The organism is Serratia sp. H1w (genome assembly GCF_000633355.1).
Taxonomy (GTDB): domain Bacteria; phylum Pseudomonadota; class Gammaproteobacteria; order Enterobacterales; family Enterobacteriaceae; genus Chania.
On the sequence record NZ_AYMQ01000059.1, the window covers coordinates 38,800 to 55,077 of the forward strand.

Here is a 16,278-nt window from a genome sequence, read left to right on the forward strand (position 1 = left end):
GTTCTTTTTTGAGAAAAACAGGAATAATCTAAGTGTCAATGGAGGAGGGTGAAAACTAACTTTCTGTAAATTAAAAAGAGATAGGTTAGCACTAAGGTTGATGCAGGTGGTTGTACCGGTGATGACGACGAAAAAGGAGTGGTTGTTTTTATCTAGTTACCACGTCGCTTAGTTAATGGTTTTTTTCTAATATTGGCGGATCGCCATCCCTTCATGGGTTAAATCGCAGGCCGGTCAAGGCGATCCGGCCTGCTTAGATAAAATCAGAACAGAACCGAGTAGTTCAAACCAAAGGTACGACCACGGCCTTTATAGCTGTACAACTCCGGCGCGCCGTAGGTTGGGCTGTACAGGATTGGCGCACGCTGGCCCCAAACGGTGGTGTAGTCTTTGTCCAGCAGGTTTTCCACGCTGAAGCTGACCTTGCCTACCGGTAGTGCATAGCTGCTGAGCACGTCAATGGTGTTATAGCCATCGAGCTTGCGGCCTTGGCTGTCGGAAACGTCGAAGGTTTGCTGCGACTGCACGCGCACCGTCCAGTCACCCGGCGCCCAGTTGACGTAGGCGGTCGCTTTCGACGGGCTGGCGGTATCGACGGTCAGCTTCTCCCATTTGCCATCGGTTTTGGTTTCCGATTTGATCAGGTTGAAGGTCGCACCGGTGCTCCATTCGCTGTCATCGAAGAAGTAATCCACCGCGCCTTCCACCCCATAAATCCGACGTTTGTCAGAGTTCATGTTGATGGTCATGTCGGTTTTGTTGATGGTGATGGTCTTGTCTGACAGGGAATAGTAGGCAGCCACCTGGGTACGCAGGTTATCACCGGTGTAGCGCCAGCCCAGCTCGTAGGAGTCAACCTTGATGCCGTCCAGCTTGGAGTCGTTCACGTTGACGCTTTTTTGCAGCTGATAGTGGCCGTTCACCAGTTTATAGGTGCCGGAGCCGTAATACTTGGCCAGATCCGGGATCTCAAACCCTTGCGAGAAGTTGAACCAGGTTTGCTGACGCTCGGTCAGATGGGCCAGCAGGCCGGCGTTGAACAGCGCGTTGTTATAGTCGGTTTTACCGCCCGGCACCGCATCGGCAGAGGTGGCCAGACCGTTGGCGATCCCTTGTTGCTGAGCGTAGCCAACAAAATCATCCACCTTGTTCTCGGTGTACTGGTAACGCACGCCGCCGCTCAGGGTAAACATCGGGTCGATGTCGTAGCTGGTTTGCAGGAACGGTGCCAGGTTGGTGGTGGTATAGCTTGGGTAACGGCCAACGTTGTAGGCATTTTGCAGCGTCATGCCGCCAGATTGTTGGGCCAGCGCCAGGTTAAAGAACTGCTGGTTGGCGTTGAAGCTTTCATGGTCGGCATCGAAACCGTAGGTCAGCGTCAGGCCGTCGATCGGCTTGCTGTTCAGAGTCAGTTTGCTGCCGTAGAAATCGGTTTTCTGCTGTGAGGCACCAATGCTGGTCACCTTGCCGCCGCTCAGGGTTGGGAACGGATAGAAGGTCAGCGATTCGTCACGATAATACACCTGCGCTACCAGATCCTGGCCCCAGAAATCGGTGTTGGAGTATTGCAGGTTGATCAGATGACGCTCGGTGCCCGGGACACGATCCGAATCCAGATTGCCGCTGTTATAGGCCTGGCCGTTGCCGGTCACCGCCGAGAAGTTTTGCCCCAGATACAGGCCGTGTTTGCCGTCTGATTCGCTGTTGAAATATTGCGTGGTCAGTTGCAGCTGTTGGTGATCGTCGATATTGATGGTGCCGGTGCCCATCAGGTCGATACGATCGGAATATTGCAGGCCGGTCTGGGTGTTGTCGATCAGCACCTCATCACCTTTGCCGTCATACCAGCCGCCGTAACGCTGATAGGACACGGACAGACGGCCGGAAGCCTTATCGGTGCCGCCGCTGACCGCCGCCGCGACGTTTTCATCGTGATCGCTGCTGCTGTTGAAGCCGGTTTTGCCGCCAAGCTGCAACTCAACCTGCTTCTCTTCCTGGCCCTTCTTGGTCACGATGTTGACCAGGCCGCCGGTGCTGCCCCCGCCGTACAGCGAGGTCGCACCCGAGATCACCTCAATGTGGGCGATGTTGAACGGATCGATCGAATCGAGCTGGCGGCTGTCGCTGCGCGATGAGTTCAGACGTACGCCGTCGATCATCACCATCATCGAACGGCCACGCAGGTTCATGCCGTAGTTGGTTCGGCCCTGGCTGCTGACGTCCATGCCTGGGATCAGTTGCGACAGCACATCCTTGATCTCTTTGCCGCCCTGCACCTGCTGCTCAATCTCCTGGCCTTCAATCACCCAGGTGGTCTGTGCCATTTCCGCTACGCTGCGGTGTGAGCGGCTGGCGGAAACCACCAGTTGGTCATCATTTTTTTGTTCTTCTGCCCAGGCTGTTGGCACGAGCATAGCCAACAGGCAAGGGTTTAGTACCCAGAGGTGTCTGCGTTTCATTGTTGTACAAGCGTTCCCATGGTTAGTTAAAACTCGGTGTAGTTAAAGATGGCGCGTTCAGTCTGGGCGGTGACTGCCGCCTGCTGGCTACGCCATTGGATCACAGCCGGGGTGGACGTTAAGTCGAACTGATCGCGTCCTAATGCCCGGTTGAGAATTCGGGCCGAACGCCAGGCCATCAGGCTGAGCTGGGGTTCGGCAATGCCATGACTGTGCATACCGGCGTTGACGGCAAACAGGCAGTTTTCGTTGGGACCCTGCCATTCCAGGGTGAAATCCGGCGTGATGCGATACTCATCGTTGGCCGTGGTCAGCAGGCGATCGGCCAGCGGTTCGAGAAACGCTGGCCGATCCTGCTGATAGCCAGTGGCGAAGATCACCACGTCACAGTCGAAGGTTTCCTTGCCTTGATCGAGGTGGTGATGAGTCACCAACTGATAGCCATTACCGGACGCGTGCATCGCTGCCAATGAACGGCTAGGCAACAGGTGCGCCCAAGGCTTTTCGCGTAACACTTCAAAGCGGTGATACATCGCCTGATAGATCGCCAGCAGCGATCCGCTGGTAATGCCGTCCGAGGTCATCTTCTGCTCGGTCAACATGCGCTGTTTGGCGCTGTCGCTCAGGGTGTAGAAGCTTTCCACGTATTCCGGCGTGAAGTACTCATTGGCAAAGGCGGCTTCGTCCAGCGCGTTGTAATTGTTACGGCGCGAGATCCAGTTCAACTGCTTGGGCTGGCCCCACTCGGCGCGGAAAATATTCAAGAACAGGTCGGCGCCGCTCTGGCCACCGCCGATCACGGTAACGCGCTTGCCGGTCAGATCCGGGTTGCGCAGGCTCATTTCGCTGGCATGGAAGCAGCGATCGTTCTGTTCGCTGACGCAGTCCGGCAGCTTGGGGCGCTTGCCAATGCCTAAACAGAGATGGCGGGCACGGTAAACATCGCGCTGGGTGGTGACGACAAATTGGCGTTGCTGGTCGTCAAAATCCACGCTACGGATGTCCTGGCTGAACTCCAGCGTATCCAACCCGTTGGCCGCCCAATCGAGATAATCCGCAAACTCTTCACGGGAAACCGTGCGCTGCTCGGTGGTCAGAAAGCGGTAAAACTTCTTCCTTTTCACCAGATAGTTGAGAAAGCTGTAGGGGTTGGTTGGTGAAACCGCGCTGACCAGATCCTTGAGGAAGCTGGTTTGCATATGGCAGTCCGGCACCATCATGCCGGGGTGCCAGGAGAAGTGCGGCTTGCGTTCGAAGAACTTACTGTTAAAGCCGCTCACTTCACTGCCGAGGGCGGCAATGCTCAGATTGAATGGACCGACGCCGATGCCGATGAAATCGAGAGGCTGATTCATTGGGCAAACTCCTTGGAGACCAAATAAAGAGGGTTATCCAGATCTTGCAGATAGTTCGGCAACATGCGGCTGCCGCCATCCTGTTCTGAATAGGTGAGTTTCACCGGGTTGAGTACCACACGGATAATCTGTGGTTTGAAAAGGTCGAACAGGGCAAAGCGTTCGGCCAGCTGCGGGTGCTGCGCCATATAGCGCTCCAGCACCTGTGCCAGCACTTGATAGAAACGTGGTTCGCTGATGCCGCAGCCGCTCATCAGCGGCGAAATAAAGCGTAATACGGTGACGAAATGCCCGGTTTGCAGGTCATGGATCAGGTAATCGGCAGGCAGGCGCACCGTCACGTCTTTTACCACTTGTGGCAGTGAAGCGGCCTGTGGGAAGTCTTGATCCACCAGACGCATGTCACCCTGGAAGTCTTTTAACAGCACGCGCTGCGGCACATGGTCCTTCATCACCAGCGTGATGTTCTGGCCATGGGCGATCAACGCCACCCCGTAACAGCACATCAGGTGGTACATCGGGATCACTACCGCTTCGAACATCTGCGCCAGCCACGCTTCTGCGCTCAGGCCGGAACGAGCGATGTAGGCGGCGATCAGCGGTTCACCCTGATTGTCGGTTTCCATCAGCGTGGCCATCAGGATCGCCTGCTCGTCCGCTTGCAGATAACAGGATGGATTTTCACGCCAGATCACCCCGAGCATCTCTTGATAACGATAAGGAGCCTTGGACAGAGCCGCGTAGGTTGGATGAGCCAGATAGCCCGCCGCCGGTTCACCCAGGATTTGGGCTCCGCTGGCCTGCAAGGTGCTGTCGCTGGCGAAAATTTGTTGCAACCAACGTGAAGCCGCAGGCCCGGCGCTGATGTACTTACCCGGAATACCGCGATAGCAGGAAGTGTTGTAAATGGTCAGCGGCAGTTTGATATCGAAGGGCACGCGGCGACTGGTATTGGTCAAGGTGCGTAGCGACTGCTGAGCCAGATAGCGATCGCCAAACTCACCCAGTTCTACCAGCTCACCGCTGGCCAACTGCGGCAGGAAGTGCAGCGCGATTTTTTGTTGCCATTGCCACGGATGCAGCGGGACCGGCAACCAGTCGTTAGTTAACTTCAGTTCACGCCAATGGCGGTTAAAACGCTGACGTTCGTTCTCGTCCATGGCGCTGTTAAGCTGGTTTTCCAGCGGAAAGTCTTCATCAATGCACCAGACAAAGCTACTGCGTTTGGCTGCCACCCAGTGCAGTTGGAACTGGCCCTGATATTCCGGCGCGTATTGTTGCAGTGCCGTTAGCCCCCAACCGCGGCGACCCTTGTTGAAGACGAATTTAGGATGGCCAGCCAACAGGCATTGCAGCGCATCGGCATCCAGCGCAATCAGATCGCTGGCATTCATCCCGTGGCGAGCGGCAATCAGTTGCATGTCACCGCGCAGCGTGGCGTATAGATCTTCCAGGTGTTCGGCGATCTGTGCATCGTCCATCTTCAGCACCTGCGCCAACTGCCGCAGTGTTTGATCGGCGGCCAGCGGCTGGCGATCGCAGCTCAGGCTGTTGGCGTCGATGTGTAACCAACCCCAGATGCCGCGTTTGGCACTGAAACTGTAGGTCGCATCACCCAGCGCGATCTGCCATTGGCTGCCGTGTTCCTCGGCTTGCAAGGTTCGTTCATACTCCAGCTCCGCCAGGATTTTGGCGATCATCTGTAAGTTGACGCGTTGCCAGTCGGCGTAATCATGACGGTTCATACGTGGGCCTCCCGGAAGAAATCTTCACGCTGGTTCACGATCAGACGCGAACGCTTGTGCGGGAAATCGAACTCTTTCAGCGTGTTAAAACCCGCGGCAGGCAGATGGCGGAACAGCCGCTGATTATCTGCGCGCGGCTCGGCCACGACGCGAGTGGTACGGGGTTCATCCAGGTATAAATAGTGGGTCAGGCCGCGTAGCCAGCTACGGATGTACTGTGCGCCGCGCCAGTTATCTTCACCGACCAACATGTGCAGACCGCGGTCGAACGGCTGCCAGCGATAGTGGCGGCCAATGCGATCTTCGGGCGCCCAGTAAACCTCGAAATAACCAAAGGGCTGGTCGTCAAAGCAGCCCAGCAGCGGGTAGCAATAGCTGGAGTCCAGTTGGCGCTGTAAATAGGCGGCCTGCACCTCGAGTGGGCCGCTCATTTCCCAGAAGGCGTCGACACGGGGTGAGTTCATCCAACGGGTGAACTGCTCGGCATCGCGTTCCACTTCGGGCGTGCGGAAACTCAAGGTACGTTTGATTTGCGCATCGTAGCGGCGATAAACCTCGCCGCTTGGCCGTACCGGGCGTTGCGGAAACCACAGCTCGCGCTCGGCATCGTATTGCATCTGGCCGGAAGTGGTATGACGCTCGGCAACCAACCACAGTGGCAATTGGTAGAAGGTTTCACGGGCCAGATAGTCGCCATTAGCCTGGGAGAACAGCGCCAGAGCCTGCGGCTCCTCGCGCCATTCGGCATAGGGCAGGGCAATGCCACTTAACTGCGGGGCGGCGATCAGCAACTGATCCAGCGCCTGGATCAACCAGCCTGCCGGAATTGAACCCGGATCGACAATGGTGTTCTCATTGTGATCGTGCAGATAGCAGAAGAAGTTGCCCTTGCAGTTCCAATGTGGGCTGTCGAGTACATAGTCCAGGCACAGGGGATTTTTTGCTGTGTTACGCAGAACTGTTAACGCATCCCGTACTCGTATCATCAGGTTTTCTTCACTGTCGAACCCAACAGCCGCCATCGCGGCGGTTACCGCCAAGGTAGAATTCACCAGCAGGTAGTAAGGGAAGTAGCGCAACAGTTGCTGCTCACTGAAGCGGTTTTCCGCCTCGGCTTCACCGATCTCATCCAGCCACGGTGTGGCATCGCGGGTAAAACCGCTGCCCTGGCAATCGCGATACAGCATACCCACCGGCAAGTCTTGCTGCATTTCCACCAGAATGTTTTGTTGGTGGGCCAGCAATACCAGACCGTAGTCGGCTTCGGCGCTGAACAGCGGTAACAGCACCTGCTGGCAGTAAGCGTCGAGCCAGCAATGGGCGGCCTGTTGCAACGGCAAGTTCAGGCGAGCAGCCAGGCGACGGACTGCCGCTGCCAATAGACTGTCGCCGCCGTCAGGCGCGGCTTGTGTCAGGGTGACCAGGACGTTGGTTTGGCTCTCTGCCTGGCCGAACAGCAGGTTATCGCGCAGCGCCATCAGGCTCTCTTCCTGGATCACGCCGTCAGCGCAACGCAGTCCGGCCCAGCCATCTTCCTGCATTACGCGCATCGTTGGGTAACGGGCTTGCAGCTCCTGCCAGCGGGAGGTTTTTGCCAGCCGGGCCAGACGCATGCCGCGTTTCACTTCTTTCACCGACAGGGTACGCACCGAGTTGGTCAACCGTACGCTGAGGGAGAACTTGATCATGTCGCGGCTATTTGCCTGGTACAGCGAACGTGCAGAACTGGTGGGCAGCCAGCGTTCACCGGCCTCACCCAGATCGCTCAGCTTGTGCTGATCGACCAACTCGCGGCACCAGCTTTGTGCCAACAGGTAATCGGCTTGCCACGGGTGCATCGGCAGCAGCCAGACGTCATCGGTAAAATGGCCAAGCAACTGCGGCGCGTTTTCGGCGGCGAAGCGTTGCAGGCGCTGCTGTAACGTCAGATCCAGGCTATCGCCACACAGGTTGCGCTTATCTACCGCAAACCAGCGCAGGGAAAAGCTGCCCGCAAAATCTGGCAGGTAGCGCTGTGCCTGCTGATGATCGAAGGGTTCATGGGATTTCGGTGCCGGGTGGAAGGCATGGCCAGCTAATAGCCCCTGTTCCGCCTGGGCAAAATTCAGCGGCTGGTCACGTAGCCTTGGCCAGTCCAGCCGGATAGCGATCGCCTGTTGGGTATTGTCATGACTTTCCAGCACTCGCTGGCGAAAGCGCGCCAAAACGTCGTCACTCAGTTGACCCTTTATCGCTGGTTTGGCCAATAACAGCGTCACCAACTGCGCAAAACTCAGCGCTTCACCGCTGCCATTCAGGCGAGCCGGGAACTGGTATTGGTGATGCTGGGTTGGTGAGATATGGCGTAACGGAATGCGAATAAATTGGCTATCTGCCAGTGGGAGGTGTAACTGCGGCGATTGTTGGCTATCGGTTGCCGGAACTATGTGCCAGTCCCGGGTTTCACGCATTAGCGCGTTGAGGAAACATTGCGCAGCCACATCGGTTGCTGCGCTTGCTAACTGGATGGTCATGACCCTTGCCACTCTGGAGCGATTGAGAATGATTCTTATATCAATAGTTCTTATTATTACCAATCATCGCGTGATACAATTTTTCAATTAATCAAACATAAAATCATCATCTTCTTAACGGTTATTTTACCTAATGCGCTTATTTTCCACGTCAAAAATCGTTGCAATTGGTAATGATTCTCCTTCAAACTGGCCGCTGGCGTTTTGTGCCGGGCTATTGGGCATTGGGCAAAATGGCTTGCTGGTGGCATTACCGGTGTTGGTCAGTCTGACTCAGCTCTCGCTGTCGGTGTGGGCGGGATTGCTGACGCTGGGGTCGATGCTGTTTCTGGTGGGTTCCCCTTGGTGGGGGCGGCAGGCAGAAATCCGCGGTTGTAAGTACGTGGTGATTATGGCCCTGGCAGGTTACCTGCTCAGCTTTGCGTTACTGGCTTTGGCCGTGTGGGGGCTCGCTGCTGGCTGGCTACCGGAAATGGCTGGGCTGGGTGGATTGATCGTGGCGCGCATTATCTATGGGCTGACGGTGTCGGGCATGGTACCCGCCAGCCAGACCTGGGCGCTGCAACGAGCCGGATATGAACAACGTATGGCGGCGTTAGCCACTATCAGTTCAGGCCTGAGCTGCGGTCGTTTGCTCGGCCCATTATGTGCGGCCTTGGCGTTGTCTCTGCATCCGATGGCGCCGCTGTGGCTGATGGCTATCGCCCCGTTGATCGCACTGCTGGTGATTTGCCGCCAGCATAACGATCCTCCGTTGCCTGCGGTGGCACATCAGCAAAATCGCCTGCGGTTGACGATGGTGCCCTATCTGCTGTGTGCGCTGCTGCTGGCGGGGTGCGTCAGCCTGATGCAGTTGGGTCTGGCTCCGCATTTGCAGCAGTTGTTCAGCCATTCGGCGACGACCGTCAGCCACCATGTGGCGATCTTACTCAGCGTGGCGGCGGGTTGCACGTTGTTGGCTCAGTTTCTGGTCGTGCGGCCACAGCGGCTTACCGCGCCGCAGTTATTGATGGTTGCCGCCGTATTGATGATCGCGGGTTTGGGGCTGATGTGTACCACGCCGTTGGCGCTGTTTTACCTCGGCTGTGCGTTGGCTTCGTTTGGTGCCGCGATGGCGACGCCGGGCTATCAACTGATGTTGAACGATAAATTATCTACCGGTAAAGGTGCAGGAGCTATCGCCACCAGCCATACACTAGGCTATGGCGCAAGCGCGCTGATGGTGCCGGTAGTGAGCAAATTTTACGGTGAGTCGCAGTTGGTTGCGGCGGCACTGGTAGCCGCCGTCCTGCTGGGCGGCATTAGCAGCTGGCTATGGTGCCAGCATCGAATGGCAGACATTGCGCGGGAGAGTCAGTGATATGTCCGCAAGCTATCGCATCTTTGATCTTACCTTGAAGCACAAGGAAAACATTTCCCCTTCGCTGCTGCGCTGCGTGTTTACCGGCCCAGAGGTTCAGCGTATGAAGCTGGAAGCTCCCGATCAGCGTATCAAGTTGCTGTTCCCGGTAGCGGAAGGACAAAACCAGCCGTTGGCGAATAGCGACGATTGGTACCGCAACTATATGGCGATACCTAAGGAGCAGCGGCCCGTGATGCGTACCTACACGCTGCGGGCGCTGCGCGCTGTCGAGAATGAAATGGATGTGGAATTTGTGCTCCATGGCGTCAACGGTCCGGCCTCCGCCTGGGCTACGCATGCTGTTGCAGGGGATAAACTGCAAGCCGTGGCGCCCAATGCCGATTTTGCTGAGGATAGCGGCGGTTATGAGTGGGCCCCTCCGGCGCACACCCAGCAGGCGTTGCTGATTGCCGACGAAACGGCGCTGCCAGCAGCGATGGGCATTATCGAGCAGTTGGCGCAACAGGCTAACCCGCCGCGTGTGCAGGCTTTCTTCGAAGTCCCGGTGGCGGGAGATTGCCTCGATATGGCGAAATTCCCGTTTGCCGAGGTTTACTGGCTGCCACGGGATGTTGGACAACAGCAACTGCACGGAACGCTGCTGGTAGAGTCGGTGCGCCAGCGGGTTAACATTCCTGCCTCGGCACGGACCGCAGCGCAATCTCTGGCAGAAAACAGTTTGGGCGGGGATTTGCTGTGGGAGCGTGCCGAGGGGGCTAAAACCTTCTATGCCTGGGTGGCGGCAGAGTCATCGGTGGTGAAAAACCTACGCCGTTATCTGATAGGCGAACGCGATCTGGATCGTTCTACGGTGAACTTTATGGCTTATTGGTGCTAAGTGAGCCTGTTAAATTGCTGTATCTAATAGTGCTACAGTTGGAAGTTATACAGATCACCTACACGCCGTGAACCCGTCCCTGGGGGCTCGCAATCGCGCATCCATGCGCTCAACGGTCGGTTAACCTGCATAACTCCCAGCTGTCTCAGGCTTAATGTGTCGCGGTAAATTAAATCCCTTCCCCCTTCGCGGTCTGGTTTTTGAGCTTATAGGGGGGCCCTTATTTCAATACTGGCAGCCGCTTTGGCTGCTGTGTTATGTTCCGCTGCAACGAAAGTTACAGCGGGAGTAGCGATGAAACAGATTGATGAACGCCTGCGCAGCGAATATCCGCAATTGGCACCGCAAGAGCAGCGGGTGGCCGACTTTATCTTCGATCATTTCGCCGACCTGATTGGCTATAACAGCGCCGAACTGGCACGCCTGAGCGGGGTGTCCAAGGCCACCGTCAGCCGTTTGTTCAAGCGACTGGGTTATGCCAGCTATCGTGCGATGCGTGATGAACTGCGTACCCTGCGTCAAAGCGGTATGCCATTGACCGACAGCCGCGACGCAGTGCAGGGCAACACCTTGCTGGCCCGCCATTACCAGCAGGAAATGGCCAATCTGACGCACTGGGTGCAACAGATTGATGCGGCACAGTTTGGCGCGGTGATCGCAGCCATGGGGCAATCCCGGCGGCTGGTGTTGCTGGGCATGCGTAATAGCTATCCCGTCGCGATGCATTTGCGTCAGCAACTCATGCAAGTGCGCGAGCAGGTGCTGTTAATACCTCAGCCAGGCCAGACGCTGGCCGAAGAGCTGGTGGATCTGGGGCCACAAGACATGGTGGTGGTCGTGGCATTTCGTCGCCGTCCACGTCTGGTACGAGAGGTATTGCAACAGTTGCAGATCCAGCAAGTGCCGACGCTGTTGATCTGCGAACCGCAGGCCCAGGCACTGATCCCGTTGGCAAGCTGGCATTTGATGGCGCCGCTCGATAGCGTCTCGGCTTTTGATAGTTACTCCAGCGCCATGAGTTTGGCGAGCCTGCTGAGCAATGCGCTGCTGCATGACAGGTTGTCGCAAGGGCGGCAGCGTATTCATCAGGTGGCCGATCTGTTCAGCGATCTGGAGGAGTTGGAGCAGCGTAGCTGAATAACGACCGACTCATTACCAAGGGGCGCTGCATGCTGCGCCTTGATTGAGTCTTTAGTTGCAAAAAAATAATTTAAGAATCTTTTGTTTCATCCTCTCGCGCTTGGCGATAATCTAGCAATAGCTAAAATCCAGCCAGTTTCTGGTGTAGCCCTCTCCCAAACCAAGTTATTAAGTTGACAAGGAATGAACATGCTAGCTAACAGCCAATTCGATCAAATCAATCCTCCGCACCGCCTGCTGATGGGCCCAGGGCCGATCAATGCCGATCCGCGTGTGCTGCGTGCCATGTCCAGCCAACTGATCGGTCAATACGATCCGGCCATGACCGGCTATATGAATCAGGTGATGGAGCTGTATCGTGCGCTGTTCCGCACGCAGAACCGCTGGACGATGCTGATCGATGGCACTTCTCGTGCCGGTATTGAGGCGATGCTGGTTTCTGCTATCCGCCCTGGCGATAAAGTGCTGGTGCCGGTATTTGGTCGTTTTGGTCATCTGTTGTGTGAAATTGCCCGCCGTTGCCGTGCGGAAGTGCATACCATCGAAGCACCTTGGGGCGAGGTGTTCAGCGCCGATCGGATTGAGGATGCGATCAAGAAAGTACGGCCGCGCCTGTTGCTAACGGTGCAAGGGGATACCTCCACCACCATGCTGCAACCGCTGGCGGAATTGGGCGATATCTGCCGCCGCCACGGCGTCTTGTTCTATACCGATGCCACCGCCTCGTTCGCCGGTAACGAATTGGAAACCGATGCTTGGGGTCTGGATGCGGTGTCCGCTGGGCTGCAAAAATGCCTGGGTGGCCCTTCTGGCAGTTCTCCGATTACGCTTAGCCCGCAGTTTGAAGAGATCGTGCGCCGCCGTAAGTGCGTTGAAGAAGGGATCCGTACTGTCGATCACGCCGACGGTGATGACGAGATGATCTACTCCAACTATTTCGATCTCGGCATGATCATGGATTACTGGGGGCCAGAGCGCCTGAACCACCATACGGAAGCGACCAGCATGCTGTTTGCTGCCCGTGAATGCGCACGGGTGATCCTGGAAGAGGGGCTGGATAACACCATTGCTCGCCATAAGCTGCACGGCGCGGCGATGTTGGCCGGGATCCAGGGAATGGGGCTGGAAGTGTTTGGCGATATCGCCAACAAGATGAACAACGTGCTGGGCGTGGTGATCCCACAGGGCATCCATAGCGAACAAGTACGCCAGATGATGCTCAATGACTTCGCCATTGAAATCGGCACCTCGTTTGGTCCGTTGCAGGGCAAGATCTGGCGGATCGGCACCATGGGCTATAACGCGCGCAAAGACTGCGTGCTGCAAACTCTGGCCGCGCTGGAAGCGGTATTGAACCGTCTTGGTTTCGTCAGCCCGCAGGGGGAAGCGATGCAGGCTGCATGGAATATTTACGGCGCTGAACGCCAGGGATGATCGCTCAGGAGGCGGAGCAGGCCGCAGCCAGAGTGATGGCTCGCTGTGACGAACTGGCGGCAATCAGCAGTTCGCCTGGTCAACTGACGCGGGTTTACCTCTCCCCGGAACATCTGCGCGCCAACCAGTTGGTAGGGAACTGGATGCGTGAGCTGGGGATGAAGGTCTGGCAAGACGGCGTGGGTAACATCTGCGGACGTTACGAAGGAACGCAACCGTCTGCACCGGCGCTGCTGCTTGGCTCTCATCTGGATACGGTACGTAACGCAGGGCGCTACGATGGCATGTTGGGTGTGTTGACCGCGCTCGAAGTTGTTGCGTTCCTGCATAGCCGCAAGCGGCGCTTGCCGCAGGCGATCGAAGTGATCGGTTTTGCCGATGAAGAAGGGACGCGTTTTGGCATTACCTTGCTCGGTAGCAAAGGGATCACCGGGCAGTGGGCGGCAAATTGGCTGGCATGTACCGATGCCGAGGGCGTCAGTGTCGCCGAGGCTATGCGTGACGCAGGGTTGGATCCCGCGGCTGTGGGGTCTGCCGAGCGTGCACAGGACTCGATTTGTGCCTATCTCGAACTGCATATCGAACAGGGGCCTTGCCTTGAGGCTGCCGATCTGGCGCTGGGCGTGGTCACTGCGATTAATGCGGCTCGCCGTCTCAACTGTACCTTTACCGGGCATGCTGGTCATGCTGGCACTGTGCCTATGGAGCTGCGCCGGGATGCGCTTGCTGCCGCCGCTGAATGGATGGTGGCGGTTGAGCGGCTCACCGTGGAATGCGATCCACATGTCGTCGCAACGGTTGGTCAGATCGACAGTTTGCCGGGAGCTATCAATGTGATCCCTGGACTTGTCAGGTTATCCCTCGATATTCGTGGCCCGCAAGTTGAGCAGCTAGATACGCTGCTAACTGAATTATTGGCACAGGCGCAGAGCATTGGCGCACGTCGCGGGATCCGCTTCGACAGTGAGGAATTCTATCGTATAGCGGCCACTGCCTGTGACCAGAAATTGCAACAGCGTTGGAATGAGGCGGTGATGCAGGTGCAAGGGAGTTGCCTGAAATTGCCTAGCGGTGCAGGGCATGATGCCATTGCAATCGCCGCTCGTTGGCCGGTGGGGATGCTGTTTGTCCGTTGTGCTGGGGGCATCAGCCACCATCCCGATGAGGCGGTAACCCTCTCCGACGTAGCGTTGGCGATCCAGGCTTACTGCCAGGTTGTCGTGACCCCTCACCCCAACCCTCTCCCACAGGGAGAGGGAGCTGATCGGAGCACTTGATTAGTCTGTGCTACAGTGGGAAATATAGAAATATCAACGAACTCGATCGGTCCCCTCGCCCTTTGGGAGAGGGTTAGGGTGAGGGGCATCTGTTGACTCAATCGTGCAGTAAAAAGCTATCCGCATCACGCCAGGCAGGAAACGCCGTACGGTAGGTTTGCAGCGTTTCCAGCGAAAGCTCGGCATCCAGCCTTGCTGCCTGACCCGGTTCTGCGCTGGCCAAGCGTTCCCCCTGCGGGCTGACGATCAGGCTGTCACCGCTGTAGTTCAGACCGTTACCATCCTCGCCCACGCGGTTGCAACCCGCTACGTAAGTCTGGTTTTCAATCGCCCGCGCAGCCAGCAGCGTTTGCCAATGCATGCTGCGCGCAGCGGGCCAGTTGGCCACGTACAGAGCCAGATCGTAATCCTGCTGATAGCGGGACCACACCGGGAAGCGCAGGTCATAACAGATTTGCGGCAGGATACGCCAGCCGCGCCATTCGAAAATAGTGCGCTGCTTACCAGCCTGATAATGCAGGTGCTCGCCAGCCATACGGAACAGATGGCGTTTATCATAGCCATGCACCTTGCCGCCGGGTTCTACCAGCAGGAAACGGTTAACCGCTCCTTCAGGCGTTTTTAACGCCACGCTGCCCCCCACCAAGGCGTTGGTTTTCACCGCCCAGGTGTGCAGCCAGTCGATGACCTGCTGTTCTGGCAGCGCACTTTCCCCGGCATCCATGGCAAAGCCGGTGGTAAACATTTCCGGCAGCACAATCAGATCGCGGCCGGTAATTGCAGGCAGCAAGGCATCAAACTGACGCAGGTTGGCTTCACCTTGGCGCCAGACCAGCGGTTGCTGCAACAGGGTAATTTTTAGAGTCGACATAGGCGCTCCGCAGCGGTATCCAGCGTGGCATCTTGCTTGGCGAAGCACAGCCGGATCAGTTTATGGGGGAAAGGATCGGCACAGAAGACGGACAGCGGGATCGCCGCCACGCCTGCGTGCTCGGTCAACCAATGGCAGAAGGCAACGTCATCCAGATCGGAGATGGCGCTGTAATCGGCCAGCAAGAAATAGGTGCCTTCGCAGGGCAGAATTTCCAGTCTGCTGTTAGCCAGCGCCTGCACGAAACGATCACGCTTGGCACGATAAAACGCCGGTAATTGCTGCCAGTGCTCCGGCTCGTTGCGCAGCATATCGGCCAGTGCCAGCTGTGCCGGGGTATTGACGGAGAACGTCAGATACTGGTGAACCTTGCGTACCTCTGCGCTCAACGCCTCTGGAGCCACGCAGTAACCCACTTTCCAGCCGGTCATATGGAAGGTTTTACCAAACGAGGAAACGGCAATCGCTCGCTGACGCAGTTGCGGATGGGCCAGCACGCTGGCATGTCCTCCTTTGGCAAAGCAGATATGTTCGTAAACCTCATCGCTCAGGATATAGATCTCCCGATCGGCGATTGCGGCCCAGAGTTGCTGCATATCTTCAGCCGACCAAGCTGTGGCGGAGGGATTTTGCGGAGTATTGAGGATCACCAGCCGGGTGCGCGGTGAGAGCTGCTCGGCAAAGTGTTGCCAATCCACTTTGAAGGCCGGTGGTTGCAGCGCAATGCGTTTCAATACACCGCCGGAAAGTTGTACCGCCGGGGCGTAGCTGTCGTAGCTGGGGTCGAAACAAATGACTTCATCACCAGCGCGCACCAGGGCGCTGATCGCGGCGAACAACGCTTCGGTGGCACCGGCGGTGACGGTCACTTCGCTATTGGCATCCGGCTGCCAGCCATAAAGCTGGGCGGTTTTTTCCGCAATGGCTTCACGCAACGGTGCAGCACCGGTCATCGGGGCATATTGGTTCGCACCCTGGCTGACGTGCCAGCTCAGACGCTGTTTTAAATACTCCGGGCCATCAAAATCCGGAAAGCCTTGCGACAGGTTGATCGCCTGATGCTGCTGCGCCAGAGCGCTCATCTGGGTAAAGATGGTGGTACCGAGTTCAGGTAACTTGCTGGCTGGGATCGGGGCTTCGGTGCTCATTTCAGGCTAATTCTCCTGGCGCTTATGTTGCGAATAATATAGCACGATGTTAATGTTTGGCAATCAAGACGTTTAGATGGCTATCAGGAAGAATGA

Annotated in this window: 10 protein-coding genes and 2 pseudogenes; 5 read left to right on the forward strand and 7 right to left on the reverse strand. The window is 56.9% G+C overall.

Annotated elements, in window-relative coordinates; all coding sequences use genetic code 11:
• Positions 1–263: 263 nt before the first annotated feature.
• From U869_RS0115145 to U869_RS0115160, 5 genes and pseudogenes are all read right to left on the reverse strand, one after another.
• Complete coding sequence (locus tag U869_RS0115145) at positions 264–2,459, reverse strand: TonB-dependent siderophore receptor (RefSeq protein WP_025121773.1); 2,196 nt, start codon at positions 2,457–2,459, stop codon at positions 264–266.
• Positions 2,460–2,485: 26 nt separating this feature from the next.
• Entirely contained in the window at positions 2,486–3,814 is a 1,329-nt protein-coding gene (locus U869_RS0115150; RefSeq protein ID WP_025121774.1) for a lysine N(6)-hydroxylase/L-ornithine N(5)-oxygenase family protein, read from the reverse strand.
• Positions 3,811–5,559, reverse strand: coding sequence for an IucA/IucC family siderophore biosynthesis protein (gene iucC / locus U869_RS0115155; RefSeq protein WP_025121775.1), 1,749 nt, complete (start codon positions 5,557–5,559; stop codon positions 3,811–3,813). The genes U869_RS0115150 and iucC overlap by 4 nt, the downstream gene beginning before the upstream one ends.
• Positions 5,556–6,395: pseudogene (locus tag U869_RS32560) on the reverse strand (GNAT family N-acetyltransferase); the annotation flags it as partial. The gene iucC and the pseudogene U869_RS32560, both read right to left, overlap by 4 nt.
• Positions 6,384–8,072 (reverse strand): annotated as a pseudogene (locus tag U869_RS0115160) (IucA/IucC family siderophore biosynthesis protein); the annotation flags it as partial. The pseudogenes U869_RS32560 and U869_RS0115160, both read right to left, overlap by 12 nt.
• 133 nt (positions 8,073–8,205) lie before the next feature.
• Between U869_RS0115160 and U869_RS0115165 the strand changes: the two are divergent.
• From U869_RS0115165 to hpxK, 5 genes are all read left to right on the forward strand, one after another.
• On the forward strand, positions 8,206–9,432 hold the full coding sequence (locus tag U869_RS0115165; RefSeq protein WP_025121777.1) for an MFS transporter: 1,227 nt from the start codon (positions 8,206–8,208) through the stop codon (positions 9,430–9,432).
• 1 nt (position 9,433) lies between these two features.
• Positions 9,434–10,312 (forward strand): siderophore-interacting protein, encoded by an 879-nt coding sequence (locus tag U869_RS0115170; protein WP_025121778.1) that lies wholly within the window; start codon positions 9,434–9,436, stop codon positions 10,310–10,312.
• A gap of 294 nt (positions 10,313–10,606) precedes the next feature.
• A complete protein-coding gene (locus U869_RS0115175) occupies positions 10,607–11,449 on the forward strand; it encodes a MurR/RpiR family transcriptional regulator (RefSeq protein ID WP_025121779.1) in 843 nt (280 codons plus the stop codon).
• A 192-nt stretch (positions 11,450–11,641) separates the two neighbouring features.
• Positions 11,642–12,886 carry an alanine--glyoxylate aminotransferase family protein gene (locus U869_RS0115180; RefSeq protein ID WP_025121780.1) on the forward strand — a complete coding sequence of 415 codons (1,245 nt, stop codon included), beginning with the start codon at positions 11,642–11,644 and terminating at the stop codon, positions 12,884–12,886.
• A complete protein-coding gene (gene hpxK, locus U869_RS0115185; protein WP_025121781.1) occupies positions 12,883–14,163 on the forward strand; it encodes an allantoate amidohydrolase in 1,281 nt (426 codons plus the stop codon). The genes U869_RS0115180 and hpxK overlap by 4 nt, the downstream gene beginning before the upstream one ends.
• A gap of 97 nt (positions 14,164–14,260) precedes the next feature.
• Here hpxK and U869_RS0115190 read toward each other — a convergent pair whose 3' ends face one another.
• On the reverse strand, positions 14,261–15,034 hold the full coding sequence (locus U869_RS0115190) for an amidohydrolase (RefSeq protein WP_025121782.1): 774 nt from the start codon (positions 15,032–15,034) through the stop codon (positions 14,261–14,263).
• A complete protein-coding gene (locus U869_RS0115195; RefSeq protein WP_025121783.1) occupies positions 15,022–16,182 on the reverse strand; it encodes a pyridoxal phosphate-dependent aminotransferase in 1,161 nt (386 codons plus the stop codon). The genes U869_RS0115190 and U869_RS0115195 overlap by 13 nt, the downstream gene beginning before the upstream one ends.
• Between the last annotated feature and the right edge of the window lie 96 nt (positions 16,183–16,278).

Bases quoted from the DNA above. Each gene is read 5' to 3' on its own strand.
- U869_RS0115175 (WP_025121779.1), top strand. From the start codon at position 10,607: ATGAAACAGATTGATGAACGCCTGCGCAGCGAATATCCGCAATTGGCA.
- U869_RS0115145 (WP_025121773.1), bottom strand. From the start codon at position 2,459: ATGAAACGCAGACACCTCTGGGTACTAAACCCTTGCCTGTTGGCTATG.
- iucC (WP_025121775.1), bottom strand. From the start codon at position 5,559: ATGAACCGTCATGATTACGCCGACTGGCAACGCGTCAACTTACAGATG.
- U869_RS0115190 (WP_025121782.1), bottom strand. From the start codon at position 15,034: ATGTCGACTCTAAAAATTACCCTGTTGCAGCAACCGCTGGTCTGGCGC.
- U869_RS0115180 (WP_025121780.1), top strand. From the start codon at position 11,642: ATGCTAGCTAACAGCCAATTCGATCAAATCAATCCTCCGCACCGCCTG.
- U869_RS0115170 (WP_025121778.1), top strand. From the start codon at position 9,434: ATGTCCGCAAGCTATCGCATCTTTGATCTTACCTTGAAGCACAAGGAA.
- U869_RS0115150 (WP_025121774.1), bottom strand. From the start codon at position 3,814: ATGAATCAGCCTCTCGATTTCATCGGCATCGGCGTCGGTCCATTCAAT.
- hpxK (WP_025121781.1), top strand. From the start codon at position 12,883: ATGATCGCTCAGGAGGCGGAGCAGGCCGCAGCCAGAGTGATGGCTCGC.
- U869_RS0115165 (WP_025121777.1), top strand. From the start codon at position 8,206: ATGCGCTTATTTTCCACGTCAAAAATCGTTGCAATTGGTAATGATTCT.
- U869_RS0115195 (WP_025121783.1), bottom strand. From the start codon at position 16,182: ATGAGCACCGAAGCCCCGATCCCAGCCAGCAAGTTACCTGAACTCGGT.